This window comes from Pseudorhodobacter sp., assembly GCF_030452865.1.
Taxonomy (GTDB): Bacteria; Pseudomonadota; Alphaproteobacteria; order Rhodobacterales; family Rhodobacteraceae; genus Pseudorhodobacter.
In genome coordinates this window covers 1-19,132 of sequence record NZ_JAKDLJ010000020.1, presented here as the reverse complement: position 1 = coordinate 19,132, position 19,132 = coordinate 1, and the positions used below count along the sequence as shown (strand labels likewise).

At 60.7% G+C, this 19,132-nt stretch carries 20 protein-coding genes and 1 tRNA gene; 12 read left to right on the top strand and 9 right to left on the bottom strand.

Features of this window, described 5'->3' with window-relative positions; translation table 11 throughout:
• From L0H65_RS02660 to L0H65_RS02645, 4 genes are all read right to left on the bottom strand, one after another.
• Nucleotides 1-357 (bottom strand): hypothetical protein (locus L0H65_RS02660; protein WP_301457218.1); only part of this gene is annotated, 357 nt, incomplete at its 3' end.
• A 254-nt stretch (nucleotides 358-611) separates the two neighbouring features.
• On the bottom strand, nucleotides 612-1,517 hold the full coding sequence (gene truB, locus L0H65_RS02655) for a tRNA pseudouridine(55) synthase TruB (protein ID WP_301457217.1): 906 nt from the start codon (nucleotides 1,515-1,517) through the stop codon (nucleotides 612-614).
• A gap of 1,443 nt (nucleotides 1,518-2,960) precedes the next feature.
• Nucleotides 2,961-3,578, bottom strand: a complete 618-nt coding sequence (locus tag L0H65_RS02650; RefSeq protein ID WP_301457215.1) for an enoyl-CoA hydratase/isomerase family protein — start codon at nucleotides 3,576-3,578, stop codon at nucleotides 2,961-2,963.
• Complete coding sequence (locus L0H65_RS02645; protein WP_301457214.1) at nucleotides 3,575-4,318, bottom strand: SDR family oxidoreductase; 744 nt, start codon at nucleotides 4,316-4,318, stop codon at nucleotides 3,575-3,577. The genes L0H65_RS02650 and L0H65_RS02645 overlap by 4 nt, the downstream gene beginning before the upstream one ends.
• A gap of 181 nt (nucleotides 4,319-4,499) precedes the next feature.
• On the opposite strand from L0H65_RS02645, the gene L0H65_RS02640 reads away from it, so the two are divergent.
• From L0H65_RS02640 to L0H65_RS02610, 7 genes are all read left to right on the top strand, one after another.
• Nucleotides 4,500-6,020 (top strand): DUF2125 domain-containing protein, encoded by a 1,521-nt coding sequence (locus tag L0H65_RS02640; protein ID WP_301457213.1) that lies wholly within the window; start codon nucleotides 4,500-4,502, stop codon nucleotides 6,018-6,020.
• A 120-nt stretch (nucleotides 6,021-6,140) separates the two neighbouring features.
• Complete coding sequence (locus L0H65_RS02635; RefSeq protein ID WP_301457220.1) at nucleotides 6,141-7,484, top strand: TldD/PmbA family protein; 1,344 nt, start codon at nucleotides 6,141-6,143, stop codon at nucleotides 7,482-7,484.
• Nucleotides 7,471-8,256: a 3'(2'),5'-bisphosphate nucleotidase CysQ gene (locus tag L0H65_RS02630; RefSeq protein WP_301457212.1), complete on the top strand. Its 786-nt coding sequence runs from the start codon at nucleotides 7,471-7,473 to the stop codon at nucleotides 8,254-8,256. The genes L0H65_RS02635 and L0H65_RS02630 overlap by 14 nt, the downstream gene beginning before the upstream one ends.
• Before the next feature lie 148 nt (nucleotides 8,257-8,404).
• Nucleotides 8,405-9,319, top strand: a complete 915-nt coding sequence (locus L0H65_RS02625) for a co-chaperone YbbN (protein ID WP_301457211.1) — start codon at nucleotides 8,405-8,407, stop codon at nucleotides 9,317-9,319.
• 27 nt (nucleotides 9,320-9,346) lie between these two features.
• The gene (locus L0H65_RS02620; RefSeq protein WP_301457210.1) at nucleotides 9,347-9,997 is read left to right on the top strand and encodes an LON peptidase substrate-binding domain-containing protein; all 651 of its coding nucleotides are present in this window, start codon (nucleotides 9,347-9,349) and stop codon (nucleotides 9,995-9,997) included.
• Nucleotides 9,994-10,185: a Trm112 family protein gene (locus L0H65_RS02615; protein WP_301457209.1), complete on the top strand. Its 192-nt coding sequence runs from the start codon at nucleotides 9,994-9,996 to the stop codon at nucleotides 10,183-10,185. Before L0H65_RS02620 ends, L0H65_RS02615 begins: the two co-directional genes overlap by 4 nt.
• A gap of 11 nt (nucleotides 10,186-10,196) precedes the next feature.
• Nucleotides 10,197-10,640, top strand: coding sequence for a TspO/MBR family protein (locus tag L0H65_RS02610; protein ID WP_301457208.1), 444 nt, complete (start codon nucleotides 10,197-10,199; stop codon nucleotides 10,638-10,640).
• Nucleotides 10,641-10,682: 42 nt separating this feature from the next.
• Here L0H65_RS02610 and L0H65_RS02605 read toward each other — a convergent pair whose 3' ends face one another.
• Nucleotides 10,683-11,858, bottom strand: a complete 1,176-nt coding sequence (locus L0H65_RS02605; protein ID WP_301457207.1) for an acetyl-CoA C-acyltransferase family protein — start codon at nucleotides 11,856-11,858, stop codon at nucleotides 10,683-10,685.
• Nucleotides 11,859-11,862: 4 nt separating this feature from the next.
• A complete protein-coding gene (gene maiA, locus L0H65_RS02600) occupies nucleotides 11,863-12,495 on the bottom strand; it encodes a maleylacetoacetate isomerase (RefSeq protein WP_301457205.1) in 633 nt (210 codons plus the stop codon).
• 188 nt (nucleotides 12,496-12,683) lie between these two features.
• Here maiA and L0H65_RS02595 point away from each other — a divergent pair, with 188 nt between their 5' ends.
• The 4 genes from L0H65_RS02595 to zapE are packed head-to-tail and all read left to right on the top strand — an operon-like array spanning nucleotide 12,684 to nucleotide 16,151.
• Entirely contained in the window at nucleotides 12,684-13,526 is an 843-nt protein-coding gene (locus L0H65_RS02595; RefSeq protein ID WP_301457204.1) for an MBL fold metallo-hydrolase, read from the top strand.
• Nucleotides 13,523-14,782 (top strand): fumarylacetoacetase, encoded by a 1,260-nt coding sequence (gene fahA / locus L0H65_RS02590; protein WP_301457203.1) that lies wholly within the window; start codon nucleotides 13,523-13,525, stop codon nucleotides 14,780-14,782. The genes L0H65_RS02595 and fahA overlap by 4 nt, the downstream gene beginning before the upstream one ends.
• Nucleotides 14,782-15,060: a hypothetical protein gene (locus L0H65_RS02585; protein WP_301457201.1), complete on the top strand. Its 279-nt coding sequence runs from the start codon at nucleotides 14,782-14,784 to the stop codon at nucleotides 15,058-15,060. The genes fahA and L0H65_RS02585 overlap by 1 nt, the downstream gene beginning before the upstream one ends.
• A gap of 11 nt (nucleotides 15,061-15,071) precedes the next feature.
• Nucleotides 15,072-16,151 carry a cell division protein ZapE gene (gene zapE, locus L0H65_RS02580; RefSeq protein WP_301457200.1) on the top strand — a complete coding sequence of 360 codons (1,080 nt, stop codon included), beginning with the start codon at nucleotides 15,072-15,074 and terminating at the stop codon, nucleotides 16,149-16,151.
• On the opposite strand, the gene L0H65_RS02575 is transcribed toward zapE, so the two are convergent.
• From L0H65_RS02575 to L0H65_RS02565, 3 genes are all read right to left on the bottom strand, one after another.
• The gene (locus L0H65_RS02575; protein WP_301457199.1) at nucleotides 16,152-16,910 is read right to left on the bottom strand and encodes a TSUP family transporter; all 759 of its coding nucleotides are present in this window, start codon (nucleotides 16,908-16,910) and stop codon (nucleotides 16,152-16,154) included. It abuts the gene before it with no gap.
• Nucleotides 16,911-17,783 (bottom strand): phosphoserine phosphatase SerB, encoded by an 873-nt coding sequence (gene serB, locus L0H65_RS02570; RefSeq protein WP_301457195.1) that lies wholly within the window; start codon nucleotides 17,781-17,783, stop codon nucleotides 16,911-16,913.
• A gap of 131 nt (nucleotides 17,784-17,914) precedes the next feature.
• Nucleotides 17,915-17,991: transfer RNA gene (locus tag L0H65_RS02565), tRNA-Arg, on the bottom strand.
• Between the two features lie 298 nt (nucleotides 17,992-18,289).
• Between L0H65_RS02565 and L0H65_RS02560 the strand changes: the two genes are divergently transcribed.
• On the top strand, nucleotides 18,290-19,132 hold an 843-nt coding region (locus L0H65_RS02560; protein ID WP_301457194.1), incomplete at its 3' end, for a LacI family DNA-binding transcriptional regulator.

The following is a 19,132-nucleotide window of genomic DNA, read 5'->3' as shown; positions in this document are numbered from 1 at the left end:
AAAGATCGTATCATCTCCGCCTTCACCGGCCAAAATGTCGTCGCTTGATTGACCTTCCAGCAACAAGCCATCAGCAAACGGTGGCGGCGTATCGGAAGACTCTGTCTGGCTGTGATCGTCGTTCGGGTCGTCTACGGGCGTATCGACTGCGGACTCGCTCACGCTCAATTGGTCCTGCGCCGCAATATCCAACAGATCCACGCTGTCAGGCTCCGCGCCAGAGGGCTCTGTTGGATCCATGCTATCCTCCGAGGTCTCCGGTGCCTCACCGTCCTCCCCGTGTTTCGACGATGCCAAAATACCGTCTGCCATCACACCAGCAAACAACGCGCTCAAAAGCCCAAATAATCCCAACACGGCCACACCTCCGCCCAACGCCCATTGATCTTACAGCCCTGCCGTTAACCATGAACCAAGCTAACGCGCTGTAAGTATTGGGTTTATACGAGCTGATCATGGCACAAAAACGCCCATAAATCCAGCGAGCCGTGGCAAGCATGTGGCGAAATCTTCAAGTTTGGTTAAAATCTGCGGGACTTTGCGCGGCAAACGGGTCTTGTCCATGGCAATGCCATTGCTCGGGGTTCGATGCCCCGAGCAATGGCCCGCCCTCAATCATTGAAGACGCGCGACGGGTGCAGTTCCCCGGCCTTGTAGACCCCCACCGCCACCGCACGGCCCATGTAGCTTGCCCAAGCCTCCTCGCCGAATTCTGCGTTGGAGGAAAGTACGATCCCCGGATTTCCATTGCGTAGGCGGGCTGCCCCTTCCGGTGTCGTCGGAAGTTCCGGCAAATCCGCCAGCCCAAGCTCCAGCGGCAACAGATGCACGTCCAATGCAGGGCTGCGCGCCTCCCGCTCGATCTGCTCCAGAGTGATCCCTTGCGCGACCTCGAACGGACCGGACCATGTGCGCCGCAACCAAAGCACATGCCCGAGACAACCCAACACCTGCCCCAGATCCCGCGCGATGGATCGAACATAGCCGCCTTTGCCGCAGACCATTTCCAACTCCACATGGTCAGGGTCGGGCCGTGCGACAACTTCTAGGCTTTCCACCCAAAGCGGGCGGGCCGTAAGCGCCATTTCACCGCCGCCGCGCGCGATGTCGTAGGCGCGCTCACCGTCGACCTTCACGGCGGAAAACTGCGGCGGCACTTGCAGGATATCGCCGCGAAAAGCCGCCAGCGCCGCTGCGATATCGGCGTCGTCCGGGCGCTTCTCCTGCGTTGCCGTCACTTCGCCCGCTGCGTCATCGGTGCGGGTCGAGGCGCCGAAACGCACGACGAAACGATAGCATTTCAGCGCATCGGTGATATAGGGTACGGTTTTGGTTGCCTCACCCAAGGCAATCGCCAGCACGCCTGTCGCGTCAGGATCAAGCGTACCCGCATGGCCCGCCTTTTGCGCTTCAAACGCCCATTTCACCTTGTTGACAACGGTGGTGGAGGTAATGCCCGCAGGCTTGTCCACCACCAGCCAGCCAGAAATTGCCCGGCCTTTGCGCTTGCGTGCCATCGGGTGCCCCCATCCGCGGAAAAATGCGTGGCTATCGCGCCGGGCAATGGGCGTCAAGCGATGGCTGACCGTAAGCAGTGGGACATTTTGAAATATGTGACCTGAGCCCCCAAAACTCCTCCAACCTGGTATCGCGCCAGCCATCAGAAGGGCGGACGAACGAGAGTAGATTTACAGACGAACAGATCGCAGTCGATGATCAAGGATCAGGAAGCGGGCGAGATGATCGCTGACGTGTGCGGGCGGGGGGATCAGTTCGACAACGTTGCGCAAATAGAAATCCGGCCTGTCGGGATGGAATCGTCGGACGCGACGAGGTTACGATCTTTGGAAGAAAAGAACCGCAGGTTGAAGACGTTGCCGGTCTTCAGAACATGGCAACGATGGGTGAGGCGGTCGAGCAGCGCGGTCGCTATTTTGGCCTCCGTTTGCTCCTTCCGGGCGTGTGAACAGGTCTGTCAGGCAACGGGCTGCGTATGCTTGCCTGGGGTGAGAGGGGCTCGCGCGATGCCTCATGCCGGAAGCACGCCTTTGGCGTGGTGCATCGTCAGGCTGCGAACCATCATGACTCCAAACACGGGGCCGGGGGGCGGCCCCGGCAGGGTCATGACGCCACACACGGACGCGCAATCGAACATCCTCGCGCCACACTGTCGTGACCGCGAGAGTGCCCGCCGGTCGCGCCGGGCCAAATCCCCTGGCCTTTTTGTGCAGCGATTCTCTGGAGAGTTCGACTTTGGCTTGAAACATCATACATCTGCTAAGGCCTTGGAAGGCCGCGCCGGCGTGCCAGTTGTGTGCCCTGCCTGTTGGGTTCGAGCGGTGGAGTACCGTGTTCAAGCAGAGTCGCAGCCGGGTGAAGGCAGTTGCGCTCCGTCGTATGTCCAATGCGCTGGCCGGTTAGCTATCGGGTGGAGGCCCCATCGCTGACAAGGGCCGAGGATGCCGGATTTGAACACGCCATGCTCCCCTCTCGGCGGATTGCCATACATTCGTCTTTCAGACAACGGATTGAATGGTTCTTGGGGGAAATTAAAGGATTCAAAGACATCGACACATGTTACGGTAAGATCAACGAAAACTACACCACCCTCACACCTATTGTCGCAACTGTCATCAGGACACGGTTAACGTCAAAAGGCTTAAACGATGATCGCTGGGATGTGCGCCGACACCACTCGCGGCAGTGCAATAGGCGCAAGGAGAAAGGTGACTACGATGTAGTCCTTCACCTCCTCACCTCAATTCAACAGTTTATTTCCTCCAAAAATTTTTACCGATAGGATCGGTTGTTACCAATGATGATAGCTCCATTTTAGGCAAGCAATCAGCAGTGGTCATTGGCGTAAGCTGAGCAAGCGGCAACTTGGTCCTGCACGGCATGCTACAGCCGGCGAGCCGTCCAACAGCAACCGCCCGGATCATCGGCCCGGAATCGCCTGCCTACTGCCAAACCATACGCTTGATGGCACGCGCATGATCCGGCGTGGCGACGCCGCTGTCGGCGGCGAGTGCATGGCTGGTGGGCAGCAAAACGTCCGGTTCCACCACCCGGTCCACCAGCCCCCAGACCAGCGCCTCTGTCGCCTCCACTTTCTGACCCGCCATCAGGATCATCGCCGCCCGCGACGCACCCACCAACCCAACCAATCGCGGCACGTCGGAGGGTTGCGGCAAGAACCCCAGCTTCATCACCGGGTAGAAAAACTTGGCCCCCGGCACCGCAAGCCGCAGATCACAGGCCAGCGCCATTCCCATCGCGCCGCCCGCCAAGGTGCCATTCAGCGCCGCGATGGTCAGGCAAGGCAAAGCGGCAATCGCACCTGACAGGCGTTCCCAAACCGGGTCGGTAGCAAGGCCAGCGCGGACTTCATCCAGGTCGGCACCGGCGGAAAACACGCGGCCCGTGCCAGTCAACACCAGACACCGTGCGCCCTCACGCCCCGCGCGTTCGACAATTTCGGCCAAATCCCGCAGCATCGCCCCGGTCAGGGAATTCGCCTTTTCGGGTCGGTTGATGGTGGCGGTCCAGATACCCCCCTCAACCGTGAGTGAGATCATTCAATCAGCCCCACGGCGCGGCGAATATCGTCATCGCGCAGAGAAACCTCTTTGCCCAGCCAGGCATCGCCGCCCGGACCACACATCCACAGCATCAGTTTCGCGGGCCAATCGGCAGGGATATGCACGGAAGGGTCCAGAAAGCTGACCGGGTTGATGCCGCTGGCCTTGATTTTCACCTGCATATCGGTCGCCACGGTTCCCGGCGACATGCCCATGATCCGCAACCCATTGCCGCCTTCTTCCAGATGCGCGGCGCGGGTGAGCATCGCCGCCCCCGCCTTGGCGGCGCAATAAGCGCTCCACCCCTCCAAGGGGCTATGCGCCGCACCTGACGAAACTGTGATGATGGTGCCGCCGCGTTTGCGCATCAGCGGAATCGCGGCACGCATCCCGTAGAATACGCCTTTCAGATTCACGTCGATGGCGCGCGACCACGCCGCAGGGTCGGCGGCAGACAGCCGGGAAATCGGTTCGATCACACCGGCATTCCCGATCAGCACATCCAGCCCGCCGCAATCCTTGACGATCCGGCTCATCGCGGCACTGACCGAGGCCGCATCGCCCACATCGCACCGGATCGCAAGCGCCGAGCCGCCAATTTCAGCGGCCAGCGCCTCAATCTCCTGGCCCGAACGCGCCAGCAGGACGACGCGCGCACCTGCTTCTGCGAACACCCGCGCGGAGGCTGCACCGATTCCCCGGCTCGCACCGGTAATTGCGACGATCTTTCCCTGCATTCCGTTTCTCCGACCTATATTTCCTTCGCCCAGCCTATACCAAGCGCAGTTCCCGGACCAGATGCGCGCGACATTTCGCTGCAATTGATCGCCGAGCGGTGATCCGTCGCCGCCCTACCCCCTTGACCCGCCGCCACAGCGGGCCGATGCTGCACGGGATAATTTCAACGGAGATCTACCCATGTATCGCTGCATTTTCGGGACCACCTCATTGCTGACTTTGACAGCCCTGCTTTCCGCGCCGGTTTTCGCCGATGTCACACCGGAGGAGGTGTGGCAGAACTGGCAGTCCTACGGCAACAGCTTTGGCCAGAAATTCACCGCCGGGTCGGAAAACCGGGAAGGCGATACGCTGACCATCACTGACCTGAAAATCGAAATGGGCCAGAAGGGCGAAGACGTCAGCGGAACCATCCCGGAGGTTGCCTTCCGCGACACCGGGGATGGCAAGGTCGACATCACCATGTCGGAGGAATATCTGGTGACGTTCGCGATGAAGAACGCCATGGACAAGCCTTCCACCTTCACTCTCAACATCGCGCAGAACGGGATGACGATGACAGCCAGCGGCACACCGGACGCGGTGAGCTATGATTTTTCGGCGGATTCGTTTGAACTCAATGCGCTGGACTTTACCGCCGACGGCAAGCCGAAAGAGATGGATATTGATGTTACGCTGGCCGATGTCGCAGGCACCTACAACGTCTCGCCCGGTGACAAGATCAACGTCGCCTCAACCTTTTCGGCGCAAAGCATGACGCTTGAGGCAAGCGGCAAGGGCGACACCGACGCAGCTACCTTTAGCGCCAGCGCCGAAATGAACAATCTTGCCGGCGGTTCCTCCAGCACGATGCCAAAGGACGCGCCGAAAGGGGATATGACCGCGCTGCTTGCGCTTGGCTTCACCACGGATGCGTCATTTACCTATGACAGCGGCAATCTCTCGTTTGAAGGGGTGGATGAAGCCGGCACCAAGACCAGTATCGACACGACATCCGAAGGCGGCAGCCTGAAAGTCGCGCTCGACCAGTCGCGGATCAGTTATGGTGCCACCGGAAAAACCGTGACAATCTCGGGCGAAAGCTCCGCCCTGCCGATTCCGGGACTGTCGGCGGCATATGACGAAGCGACGATCAACTTCTCCTTGCCGATGGCAAAAGCGGCTGAACCGCAGGATTTCGCTTTCGAGACGCGGCTTCAGGGGCTTACGGTCTCCGACACGATCTGGGGCATGGTTGACCCCGGCAAGACGCTGCCGCGCGACCCGGCCAATCTGGTGATCACCACCACAGGCAAGGCGACGCCCCTCGTCGATCTGATCACCGAGGATGCCGCCGCGATGGCGGGCGACAAAGCGCCGTTCCAGCTCAACGCTGTGAATCTTGACGCTCTCAATGTATCGGTCGCCGGGGCGGAGTTGACGGGCGACGGCGCGTTGACATTCGACAACACGCAGCCGCCGCTGATGGGGGGTGTCGCACCGATGCCGGTGGGCAAGATCAACGTGTCACTGACCGGGGCGAACACATTGCTCGGCAAGTTGCAGGCGTTGGGACTGGTCGATCCGCAAATTGTGATGACCTTCGGGATGATGTCCGGCATGTTGGCGAAACCCGGCCCGACACCCGACAGTCTGGTGTCGGAAGTTGAGTTTCAGGAAGGCGGCAAGATCCTGACCAACGGAAACCCGCTGCCGTTCTGAACCCACAGCGGAAGGGGCGGCCCGGTGCCGCCCTTTTTTCCAGACGTATCTGCCCGGCTGCGGCTTGCTTTGGGGCGCTTGGCGGATTACCTGCCAGCAGACCCAAAGGAGATTTCCTGCATGACACCTTCGCTTGAACGGCTGACCGAGGCTTTGCTGACCGCCGCCAAGCGCGCCGGGGCCGAGGCGGCAGATGCGATTGCCGTGGACGGCGTCGCAACCGCTATCGACATTCGCGCGGGCAAGCTGGAACAAGCCGAACGGTCGGAGGGGACAGAGCTTGGGCTGAGGGTGCTTGTCGGCAAACGGCAAGCCTGCGTTTCGGTTTCTGATACCTCCGATACCAGCATCGCCGCCGTCGCGGAACGCGCGGTGGCCATGGCGAGAGAGGCACCTGACGATCCCCACGCCGGTCTCGCGGACCCGTCGCAGCTTGCCAAGGGTTGGGATCTGGCGCGGCTTGAACTGTGCGATCCGTCACCCGAGGTCGATTCCGCTGCGTTGGAGGAGGATGCGCGCCGCGCTGAAAGCGCCGCGATGGCCATCGCCGGGATCACGCAGGTCGAGGCGAGCGCGCACCAATCGCGCCGCCGGGTCCATCTGGCGGCAAGCAACGGGTTTTCGGGCGGTTATGCACGGTCTTCCCGCTCCATCTCCGCCGTGGCCTTCACAGGTGATGGCACCGGGATGGAACGGGACTGGGCTGCCGAAGGGCGCATCTATGCCGCCGATCTGCCCGGCGCCGAGGAGATCGGCGCTTTGGCGGCGGCCCGTGCCATGCAACGGGTCGGCGCGCGCAAGCCCAAAACCGGGGCGTTTCCGGTGCTGTATGATGAGCGGATATCATCGGGGTTGATCGGGCATCTTCTGGGCGCGGTGAACGGGTCCAGCATTGCGCGCGGGTCAAGCTGGTTGCGCGACGCTTTGGGCCAGCAGGTCTTGCCGAAAGGGCTTTCGGTTATCGAAGACCCGCACCGCATCCGCACCACGGGAAGCCGCCTCTTTGACGGTGAAGGCTTGCCAACCGCGCGGCGCGCGATTGTCGAAGATGGCATCCTGACCGGGTGGGTGCTGGATCTTGCGACCGGGCGCAAGCTGGGCATGGACAGCACCGCGAATGCGGCGCGGGGGTTGTCCGCGCCGCCCTCGCCCGGCACCTCGAATATTGATCTGACGCAAGGCACAAAAAGCCGGGCGGATTTGCTGGCGGATATGGGAAGAGGGTTACTGGTCACGTCGCTGATCGGATCCTCGATCAATCCAACGACTGGCGATTATTCACGCGGGGCGTCTGGTTTCTGGGTGGAAAACGGGCAGATCACCCATGCGGTGAACGAATGTACCATCGCGGGAAACCTGCGCGACATGCTGCTGCGGATCACGCCTGCGAATGATGCGCGCGCGCATATGTCGACGCGGGTGCCGTCGCTGCTGGTCGAAGGGCTGACGCTTGCCGGGGCATGATCTGGACGCCGACCTTGATCTTTTGGTCGCGGCTGCCCGCGCGGCGGGGGATATTGCGATGCGCTTTTTCAAGCGCGACCCGAAAGTCTGGGAAAAGCCGGACGGCTCCGGCCCGGTGACAGAGGCCGATCTGGCGGTGAATGACATGCTGCACGAACGCCTGACGGCGGCGCGACCAGAATACGGCTGGTTGTCCGAAGAAACCCCGGACAATGCGGATCGGCTTTCAGCACAGCGGGTGTTCATCATTGACCCGATTGACGGCACCCGCGCCTTTCTGGGCGGCGAAGTCAGCTTCGCCCATTCGCTTGCCATTGCCGAAGCGGGCAAGGTAATTGCCGGCGCCGTGTCTCTGCCTGCGATGGACCTCCTGTACGCAGCCCATGCCGGGTCTGCCGCGGTGTTGAACGGGCGGGATATCAGCGTCTCCGGGGCAAATGAGGCGAAGGACGCGACCGTTCTGACGGCAAAGGCGAATATGGCGGAACACCACTGGGCCGGTGGCGTCCCGGATGTGCGTCGTTCCTTCCGGCCCTCCCTGGCCTATCGCCTGTGTCTGGTTGCCGAAGGGCGGTTTGACGCGATGCTGGCGTTTCGTCCGACGTGGGAATGGGACATCGCTGCGGGTGCATTGATCGCCGCACGCGCCGGAGCGACGGTCAGCGACGGCGCGGGGCGGGAGTTGCACTTCAATCAGCCTGACCCGCGCACTCCGGGGGTAATTGTGGCCGGTTCCGCGCTCCATGCCCAATTGATGTCACTGCGCGGCTGAGTTTTTCAGGTATTTTTGCCAAGATGAAATCCGGTCGTCAGCACATCGCCAGGACGCGGCGTTCAGATGCCGGGTACGGATTGCCCCTTGGCCTTTCGCCGATGGATGCGCATATTGGGTTCAAGGCTTTTGACGAAAGAGGGACGGAATGTTGACGTTTGGCGAAAAATTGGGCGCGGCGGCACCCGGTACGGATGAGCTGATCAAGGATGGGTCCGAAGCCAGTTTCATGGCGGACGTGATCGAGGGCAGTGCCGAGGTGCCGGTGATTGTCGATTTCTGGGCGCCGTGGTGCGGCCCGTGCAAACAGCTTGGCCCGGCGCTGGAGGCTGCTGTCACCGCTGCCAAAGGCAAGGTGCGGATGATCAAGATCAACGTCGATGAAAGCCCGAATATTTCGGCGCAACTGCGCATCCAGTCGATCCCGACCGTCTATGCGTTCTATCAGGGCAAACCGGTGGATGGGTTTCAAGGCGCGCTGCCCGCGTCGGAGTTGAAGGCCTTTGTTGATCGGGTCGGCGCCCTTGCTGGCGATGGCGGGTTGGCAGAGGCGATTGAAGCCGCCGAAGCGATGCTGGCCGAAGGGGCCGCAACCGATGCCGCCGAAACCTTTGCCGCCATTCTGGGTGAGGAGCCGGAAAACCCGGTCGCCTATGCCGGATTGATGCGGGCGCATCTGGCATTGGATCAGGTGGCGCAGGCGGAAGCTTTTCTGGCGGCCGTACCCGCCAAGATCGCGGGTGCCAAAGAGGTGGAGGCAGTGCGCGCGCAAATCGCCCTGCTACACCAAGCAGCCAACGCAGGACCAGAGGCGGACTTGCGCGCCGCGGTGGAGGCAGACCCCGACAACCTGCGAGCGCGCTTTGATCTGGCACAGGCGCTGCATGCAGCCGGCAAGGTGGACGAAGCGGTGGATATGCTTTTGGACCTGTTCCGCCGTGACCGCGAATGGAATGATGCCGCCGCAAAGACGCAACTCCTGACGATCTTCGAGGCGCTGCCGCCGAAAGACCCGATTGCCCTGAAGGGGCGGCGCAGATTGTCGTCGATGATATTTGCCTAATGCCTGGCGCAGACTAATTGCATTGATATGAAACACGTCCGCGACTTACCCGACACGATCCCGATTTTTCCCCTGCCGGGGGCGTTGTTGTTGCCGCGCGCGCGCTTGCCGCTGCATATCTTTGAGCCGCGCTATTTGCAGATGCTGGAAGACATCCTGAAGACACCGGAGCGGTTGATTGGCATGATCCAGCCCCGCGAGGTGCCGATCAATCAGGGACCGGAGCCGAAGCTGCAAAACATTGGCTGCGCCGGCCGGTTGACGGGCTTTTCGGAAACCGAGGATGGGCGCTACATGATCTCGTTGTCCGGTGTGTCGCGGTTTCGCATCCGGGAGGAGATCAGCGGCTTTGTCCCCTATCGCAGGGCGCGGGTGGATTGGCAGGATTTCACGCGCGATCAGGGCACAACCGAGGATGACCCCGGTTTTGACCGTGAGGGTTTCATGGCGCTGTTGTGTCGATTCTTTGAATCAATGGAGCTGTCCACCGATTGGGAAAGTCTGGCAGAAGCAGAGTCGGAATTGCTGATCAATTCGCTTTCGATGCTCTGCCCGTTCTCTCCGGAGGACAAGCAGGCATTGCTTGAGGCGCCGACCCTGACGACGAGACGCGAAACAATGGTAACGCTGATCGAATTTGCCCTGCGGGGCGGCAACGTTGATGAGGTATTGCAATGACTGACGCCGCTCCCGCTCCCACGATCGACCGCCGCATGTTGGAAGCGTTGGTCTGTCCCGTTACGCAGGCCACCCTGGCCTATGACGCCGAGGCGCAGGAGTTGATTTCCAAACCCGCAAAACTTGCTTTTCCGTTGCGCAACGGAATTCCGATCATGCTGGTCTCGGAGGCGCGGGAACTGGACTGAAGGAGGCAGGCATGAAACATCTTTGGGCCTATGCGGCCTTTATTCTCGGCGTTGTCGCAATCGGCAGCCTGATCGGCGTCGCAACTTTGCCGGGCGAATGGTATGCCGGACTGAACAAGCCGGGGTTCACGCCGCCAAATTGGGTCTTTGGACCGATGTGGACCGCGCTTTATGTACTGATCGGCTGGGCTGGGGCGCGCAAATGGATTTACGGCGGCGCACAAGCGCTTTGGTGGTCGCAGATGGTTCTGAACTTCCTGTGGTCACCGGTTTTCTTCGGTCTGAACATGCCCGTAGCGGCGGTGGTCGTCATTGTGTTGACATGGGCCGCGATTGCCGCGTTCATCCTGCGGGAGTGGAACAGCGACCGCACATCGGCGGCGTTGTTCATGCCCTATCTGGCTTGGGTCACGCTGGCCACCGCGTTGAACATCGGGATCGTGGTCCTGAACTGATCGGCGCAAATGCGGTGTGAAAGGGGGCAGTTGCCCCCCTTTTCAGATACGCTCAATCGCAAGCGCAATGCCTTGCCCGCCGCCAATGCACATCGTGATCAATGCAGTTTTCCCGCCAGTCCGCTCCAGCTCATACATCGCTTTCACGGTCAGGATCGCACCGGTTGCGCCGACCGGGTGACCAAGCGCAATTGCGCCGCCGTTCGGGTTCACCTTTGCCGGATCAAGGCCCAACTGGTTGGTGACCGCAAGTGCCTGCGCCGCAAACGCCTCATTCGATTCCACCACGTCGAAATCGCGGACGGTCAGGCCGGTTTTCTGCATTAGCAGGCGCACGGCGGGGATAGGGCCAAAGCCCATCACCTCGGGGCGGACACCGGCAACGGCATAGCCAAGAATGCGGGCGCGCGGGGTCAGGCCGGCCTTATTTGCCGCGTCACTGCGCGCCAAAACCAAAGCCGCTGCGCCATCGTTGATGCCTGACGCATTCCCCGCCGTCACGCTGCCGTCTTTTTTGAAAACCGCGCGCAAGCCCGCCAACGCCTCGGCATTCGTGGCTTTGGGGTGTTCATCGGTGTCAAAGATCGTCACACCTTTGCGGGTTTTCACCTCCACAGGAACGATCTGATCCTTGAAATAGCCAGAGGCGATGGCGCGGGCGGCGCGGTTCTGGCTTTGCAGCGCGAAAGCGTCCTGTTGCGCACGACTGATACCATCCTCGGCGGCGACATTTTCCGCCGTCACCCCCATGTGGCCAGTGCCGAAAGGGCAGGTCAGCGCGCCGGTCATCATGTCGATGGCCGCGGTATCGCCCATCTTTTGGCCCCAGCGGATGGCGGGCATGATATGGGGGCTGCGGCTCATACATTCCGCACCACCAGCAAGGGCGAAATCGGCGTCCCCCAGCAGCAGCGACTGTGCCGCCGAAACAATCGCCTGCGCGCCGGACCCGCAAAGCCGGTTCACGTTCATCGCTGGTGTGGTTTCAGGAATGCCCGCCTGCATCGCCGCCACGCGCGACACATACATATCGCGCGGTTCGGTGTTGATGACATGGCCAAAGACCACGGTGCCGATCTGGCCGGGTGCGATGCCAGCCCGCTCAATCGCGGCTTTACTGGCGATGGTGGCAAGGTCGATCGGCCCGAAGCCGGAAAGAGCGCCACCAAAGGTGCCAATGGCAGTGCGCGCGCCAGAGAGGATGACGATATCGGTCATGGGATCAGCCTTTTGGTTTGTGGTTGTCAGGATGGGCGGCCTTGAGCGCCGGGATGTCGTTCAGATGTGCGGTAATAGCATGGATGCGCGGAAAGCCGGATATATCGATTCCGACACGCTCGGCATTATAGACCTGCGGCACGAGGCAGATATCGGGCATCGTCACCTGCGCACCGTGACAAAAGCGCCCGGTGGAGGGGTGGTTCAGCATCCGCTCAAACGCTGCAAGCCCTTTGCCGATGAAATGCTGTTGCCAGACCTCGGCGGTCATTTGCCCGCAGGAATGTTGCGCGGCATAGGTGCGGACCGACAGATTGCCGACAGGTGCAATCTCCATCGCGATGGCATAGGTCAGGGCACGCACACGGGCGCGATGAGCCGGGGCTTTGGGCAGGAAATTTGCGGCGTGTTCCTCATCGAGATATTCCAAAATCGCCACGGATTGCGTCAGCGACAGCCCGTCGATTTCCAGCGTCGGGACGAGCCCCTGCGGATTGCGCGCAAGGTTTTCGGGGCTGTTCTGTTCGCCTTTGACCAGATCGACCGGAGTGGACGCATAGGGCAATCCGAGCAGGTTCAGCGCGATACGAACGCGGTACGCCGCAGAGGATCGCCAATAGTCATAGAGTCTGATCATCCGCTTTCCCCCTTCTCCCGTCACTGCCAGATTGCATCGAAGGCAGGGCAGTGACAAGGGCAGCGAAACCGAGAAACACAACCGAATAATGCTAACCCGCATGGTTTGAAATCCGGAGATTTGGGCGATAGTCTTGCGAATTGCGTTGTCGAGGCGGTAAACTCGGGAAATCGAACGAGGGAGACGATATGAACCGCGTTGTATTACTGGGAACCAAGGGTGGACCAGCGGTCCGGGCGAACGCTGCAATGCCGACCTCCAGCCTGCTGGAACTGGACGGGCGCTGCGTGGTGGTTGATTGCGGGTTGGGGGTGACGAAGGCATTGGTGACGGCGGGAATGGACCTGAAACAGTTGGACTTGATCTTCATCACCCATCTTCATTCTGACCATATCCTTGAACTCGGCCCCTTGATCCATACCGCCTGGACAACCGGCAAGACCGGCGCCGTTCGGGTTTACGGCCCGCCGGGAATCAGCACCTATTGGCAAGGCTTCATGGCCTCTGTCGCTTATGACAGCGATATTCGGGTGAAGGATGAAGGCCGCGTTCCGTTGGATCAACTTGTTACGGTGATCGAATATGACGAGGGAACGATCCTTGACGATGGAATTCAGGTCCGCGCTTTGCGGGTGCCGCACCCACCGCTCGCCGACTGCTTTGCGCTGCGATTTGACGGTAGCAAATCCGTTACCTTCAGCGGCGACACCGCCTATTTCCCGCCGCTTGCGGAATTCGCCTCGGGCTCTGACCTGCTTGTGCATGAGGCGTTGCTGCCTGCCGGGGTAGAGCTTATCATCAGCCGTACGGGCTTGGGCGACAAACTGCGCCAACATCTTTACAACTCCCACACGCGAGTCGAAGATGTGGCCCGCATCGCGCGCGCAGCAGGGGTCGGCAGGCTTGCCTTGAACCATCTGGTTCCGGCGGATGACCCCGGTATCGACGCGCAGGATTGGCTGTCGCAGATTGCGCCGATATGGAATGGCATGGCCGAAGTCGGCACCGATGGAATGGAGATTTTGCTGTGAAACTGATGCGGTCATGGGTGGAAAGCGCCAATAACCCCGACGGTGAATTCCCGCTGAACAACCTGCCTTACGGTGTTTTCTCGGTCGCAGGCGACGCGCCGCGTTGTGGGGTTGCGATTGGCGACATGATCCTCGATGTAGCGGGGATGGAGGCTGCCGGTCTGTTGCGGATTGCTGATGATTTCGTGCTCGACGTTCCGTTCTGGAATGAGGTGATGGAACTGGGACCCGACGCGTGGCAGCGCTTGCGCATCATCCTGTTCGGGTTTCTGACTGAAGCATCGGAAACCAAAGACGCCCTCACCCGCTATTTGGTGCCGCGCGAAAAGGCGCGGATGCATATGCCGCTTTTGGTGGCGGAATACACCGACTTTTATGCAGGTATGCATCACGCAAAAAACATGGGCGCGATCATGCGCGGCTCTCCCGATCTTCCGGCGAATTGGCTGCATATCCCGATTGGGTATAACGGGCGCGCATCCTCGGTCGTGGTATCCGGCACCGACATTCGCAGGCCGTTGGGACAAACCAAAACAGCGGATGCCAAGGTGCCGGAGTTTGGCCCAAGCAAACGGCTGGATATCGAGTTGGAGATTGGCGCGATTGTCGGCACCGGCTCCTCCCTCGGGCAACCGATCACCACCGCGCAGGCGCAGGAAATGATCTTTGGCTATGTGCTGCTGAACGATTGGTCCGCCCGCGATATTCAGGGTTGGGAGTATCAGCCGCTCGGCCCGTTTCAGGGCAAGGCTTTTGGCACTACGATCAGCCCCTGGATCGTCAGCCCCGCCGCCTTGGAACCCTTCCGCTGCGCGGCCCCGGCGCGTGAGGTGCCTCTGCTGCCGTATCTGGAGGAAACCCGGCCCGGCTTTTACAACATTGAACTGGAGGTGCTGATGCAGTCCGAAGGGGCGGCAAGTGCCAGCACCATCGCCCGCACCAACTACAACCGGGTCTATTTCTCCGCCGCGCAGCAACTGGCACATCACGCTGTTTGCGGCTGTGAGATGAATCCCGGCGACCTTCTTGGCTCCGGCACCATTTCCGGGCCGGAAGCGGGCGAATTCGGATCACTGATGGAACTGGCTTGGGGCGGCAAGAAGCCGATCAAGCTCGACAGCGGCGAGACCCGCAGCTTCATTGAGGATGGTGACCGGCTGACCTTGCGTGGTCATGCGCAGGGCGATGGCTTCCGCATCGGCTTTGGCGATTGCACCGGGCGGATTTTGCCCGCAGTATCCATGCCAGGCTGGTAATGCAGGCGCTTCTCATCGTCGGGATGGGCTTGCAGGGCGCGGTTTTCGCGCTTTGGGCGGTTGTGATGTTTCGCACCCTGTTTCGCCTGCGTGCGCAAGCTGTCGCCGAAACCGGCCACGCCTTCCCCGGACCGCTGGTGACACTGCGCACCTTCCTGGGGTTCCTGACGCGCCCGGAATATCAGCGTGACCGACGGATGCTGCTTGCGCTGACGCTGCTTTTGTTTGCGATGATCGGTGGTTTGGCTTTGCTGGCCCCCGGCCTGAAATCCGGCTAGACCACTTGCCCATGCGCCAAACCTTGCACGAAATCTATGACACAAAGGTTGCCGATGGCAGCCTGAAGGCTGACCCGGCGCAAGAAGCCGTACTGCCGAAGCTGGAGGCGCTGCGCCTTTGGGCGGAAACCACTGGTCCGCGTAAATCCGGCCTGCTCTCCGGCCTTTTCAGCAAACCCGAACCGGTGCCGAAAGGTCTGTATCTTTGGGGTGGTGTCGGGCGTGGCAAGTCGATGCTGATGGACCTGTTCATCGCCCAAACCGACAGCCCCGCCAGGCGCCGCGTGCATTTTCATGCCTTCATGCAGGAGATTCATCACGGCATCTTCGAGGCCCGTAAACGCGGTGTCGATGACCCGATTGAACCTGTGGCGGAAGCGATCACCCGCTCGGTGCGACTGCTCGCCTTTGACGAAATGCAGATTACCGATATCACCGATGCGATGATCGTCGGCCGCTTGTTTGAAAAACTGTTTGCGGCAGGCGTTGTGGTCGTCACCACCTCCAACCGCCCGCCAGAAGATTTGTACAAGGACGGGCTGAACCGCGCGATCTTTTTGCCCTTCATTGCAATGTTGCGCGACCGGATAGAGGTGGTTTCGCTGCAAAGCCCGAATGACTACCGCCAACACCGCCTGGAAGGCGCGCAGGTTTACTTCCACCCGGCAGGCAAGGCCCGCGATGCGATAGACGCGATCTGGCAAGACCTTTCGGGAGGGGGCGGTGGCGAAGTGCTGCGCCTTCCGGTCAATGGGCGAGAGGTTGAGCTACCGCGTTTCGCCAACGGCGTTGGCCGAGCGACCTTTTGGGAGTTGTGCGCAAAGCCGCTTGGCGCTGCCGATTATCTGGCGATTGCCGATGCGGTGCGGGTGCTGATTCTGGAGGACATCCCGCAGCTTTCTTCCAGCAATTACAATGAGGCGAAGCGCTTTGTCATCCTGATCGACGCTTTGTATGAGGCGAAGGTGCGCCTGATCGCATCGGCAGCCGATGAGCCGGAGCGGCTTTATATCGAAGGCGAAGGTTCGTTTGAGTTTGAGCGCACCGCCAGCCGCTTGCGCGAAATGCAGGCGGTGGGTTGGGGCAAGTAGTCAAAGCATTTGCCAAATCAGCCGCAGCGCCAACGCGGTGGAGGTGATGACCAACAGCGGTTTGATCACCTTTGACCCGATCCGCATTGCCAGTCGCGCACCCAGATAGGCCCCGGCAATCTGCGCCACCGCCATCGCAAGCCCGATGATCCACCACGGCGCGCCAGAGGCGGCAAAGATCAGAAAGCCGCCGAAGTTGGAGGCGAAGTTCAGCAGCTTGGTATGCGCCGTTGCCTTCAACACCCCGTAACCCGCCAGCACTACAAAGCCGATCATGTAAAATGACCCGGCTCCGGGGCCGATCAACCCGTCATAAACCGCAACGAACGGCACGACAAACGCGATTAATTGGGCGGGCGTAAACCGTTGCATTCGGTCCAGATCATCCAACCCTGGCTTGAACGCGAAAAACGCGGCAATCGCGATCAGGATCGCGGGCAGGCCAAGGCGAAACACATCAACCGGGATCATCCGCGCAAGGCTCGCCCCCGCCATGCCAAAAGCCAAAGCGATCAAGGCAGGCAGCGCCTGTTTGCGCAGATTGACCTGCCCCGCGAGGGCATAGGACAAAGTGGAGGTCGCCGCGCCGAACATCGCTTGCAGCTTGTTCGTTGACAGCGCCTGTATCGGCGTGGCCCCCGCCAGCAGCAGCGCAGGCACCGTAATCAAGCCGCCACCCCCGGCGATGGCGTCAACAAACCCCGCCGCAAAAGCCGCGCCGATCAGCAGAAGCGCCAGTTCCAGTGAGACCTCAAACACTCAGGAAAACTCCTGCATGGCGTAGCCTTGCAGATACAAAAGTGCGGTCAAATCACCATGGTTGATGCGAATGTCACATTGCGCCGCGACAGCGGGTTTGGCATGCAGCGCCACGCCCGCGCCCGCGATGCCCAGCATCCCCAAGTCATTCGCGCCATCGCCCACCGCAATCACATCGGCGGGCGCTATCCCCATTTGCGCCGTGATATCCCACAATGCCTGCATCTTCGCCTCGCGCCCGAGGATCGGCTCCGCCACCGTACCGGTCAGCTTGCCATCCTCTATCTGCAACACATTGGCACGGTTTTCGTCAAACCCCAATTTTTCCGCGATGTGGGAGGTGAAAGCGGTAAACCCGCCAGACACCAATGCGGCGCGCGCGCCGTGCGCTTTCATCGTGGCCAACAACACCGTCCCGCCCGGCATCAAGGTGATCCGGTTGGCAAGCACGTCATCTATCACCGCTTCGGGCAACCCGCGCAACAATGCCACCCGTTCACGCAGGGCGGCGTTGAAATCCAACTCTCCATTCATCGCTTGCGCGGTGATCTTCGCAACATGCGCGCCGACGCCAGCCTCATCCGCCAACTCGTCTATACATTCCTGCTCGATCATGGTGCTGTCCATATCGGCCAACAGCAGACGCTTGCGGCGGTTCTCACTCCGCTGCACCACCAGATCAACGCCGAGCGTCTGCAAATCCTGCCAAACCTGCCACTGATTTTCGGGCATCGCGGCAACTTCAAATTCCGCCGCCACCGAGGGGTTCAGCCATTCCGCATCACCGCCACCCCATGCGTTGCGCAAGGATTGCACGGTCTCGCGGGTCAAAACCGGCGTGTCTGGGTTGGTCAGAAGTGTGGCCGTGAACATGGGGCGTTTCCAATGACAAAAAGTCGTGATCTTCGATCCGGCCGAATTGACGGTCTCGTCCCTGCCAGAACCGGGTCTCACCGAAATATCGGTCTTTGGATGGCACGGCAAAGCCGCAACAGTCAATGGAATGGTGACCCCGACAGGATTTGAACCTGTAACCTGCCCCTTAGGAGGGGGCTGCTCTATCCAGTTGAGCCACGAGGCCGCCGACGGCGGTTGACCGAGAGAAACGCGCTTGCACCCTTATGGCGGAGAATTTGGTCACTATGCAACCCGCCCAAGCGGATATCGTGACGCTTCGCGCCCAAAATGGCGTGTCTGATACCGGCCATCCGCAGTTTCAACCGCAACACTGCCTTTGAACGCAGAAAGCGCGGTCTGGATTGCCCGAACCCCCTAGCTCGTGGACTGTTAGCGATAACGCCACCCTTCATCGAGGCTTGGACAAGCGCCCGGTTTACCGGTAACACTTGGAAATGATCCTGACAACAAGGCAAAACGAGTTGACCCAAGCCCCCCGCATCGACCCACGCCGCACCCTGACGCTTCGCGATGTATCGGAGGCGTGCGGCGTCTCGGAGATGACGGTCAGTCGTGTTCTGCGCAATCGGGGCGATGTCTCCGCCGCCACTCGGGAACGGGTGCTGACAGCGGCGCGGACCTTGGGCTATGTTCCGAACAAGATCGCCGGCGCGTTGGCAAGCCAACGGGTCAATCTGGTTGCCGTGATCATCCCGTCGATGTCCAATATGGTGTTCCCAGAGGTGATGACCGGGATCAGCCAGATATTGGAGGACACCGGGCTGCAACCCGTGGTCGGCGTGACCCACTATCTGCCTGACCATGAGGAATCCGTTCTGTACGAAATGCTGTCCTGGCGCCCGTCCGGCGTTATTCTGGCTGGGCTGGAACATACCGATGCAGCCCGCGCGATGATGGAGAATTCGGGCATTCCGATCGTCGAGGTGATGGATGTCGATGGTACGCCCGTCGACAGTGTGGTCGGCATCTCGCACCGCCGCGCCGGGCTGAAGATGGCCGAGGCAATCGTCGGTGCGGGCTATAAACGCATCGGCTTTCTGGGAACCATGATGCCCCATGACCATCGCGCCAAGAAACGCCTGCAAGGGCTGGAGGACGGACTTGCCGAAGCGGGAATTCAGCTTGTTGACAAGGAGTTCTATTCGGGCGGGTCGGCGTTGCTGAAAGGGCGCGAGATGACGGAGGCGATCCTCGCGCGCAATCCTGATCTTGATTTCCTGTATTATTCCAATGACATGATCGGCGCTGGCGGATTGCTCTACTGCCTTGACAAGGGCATTGACGTGCCAAACCGGCTTGGTCTG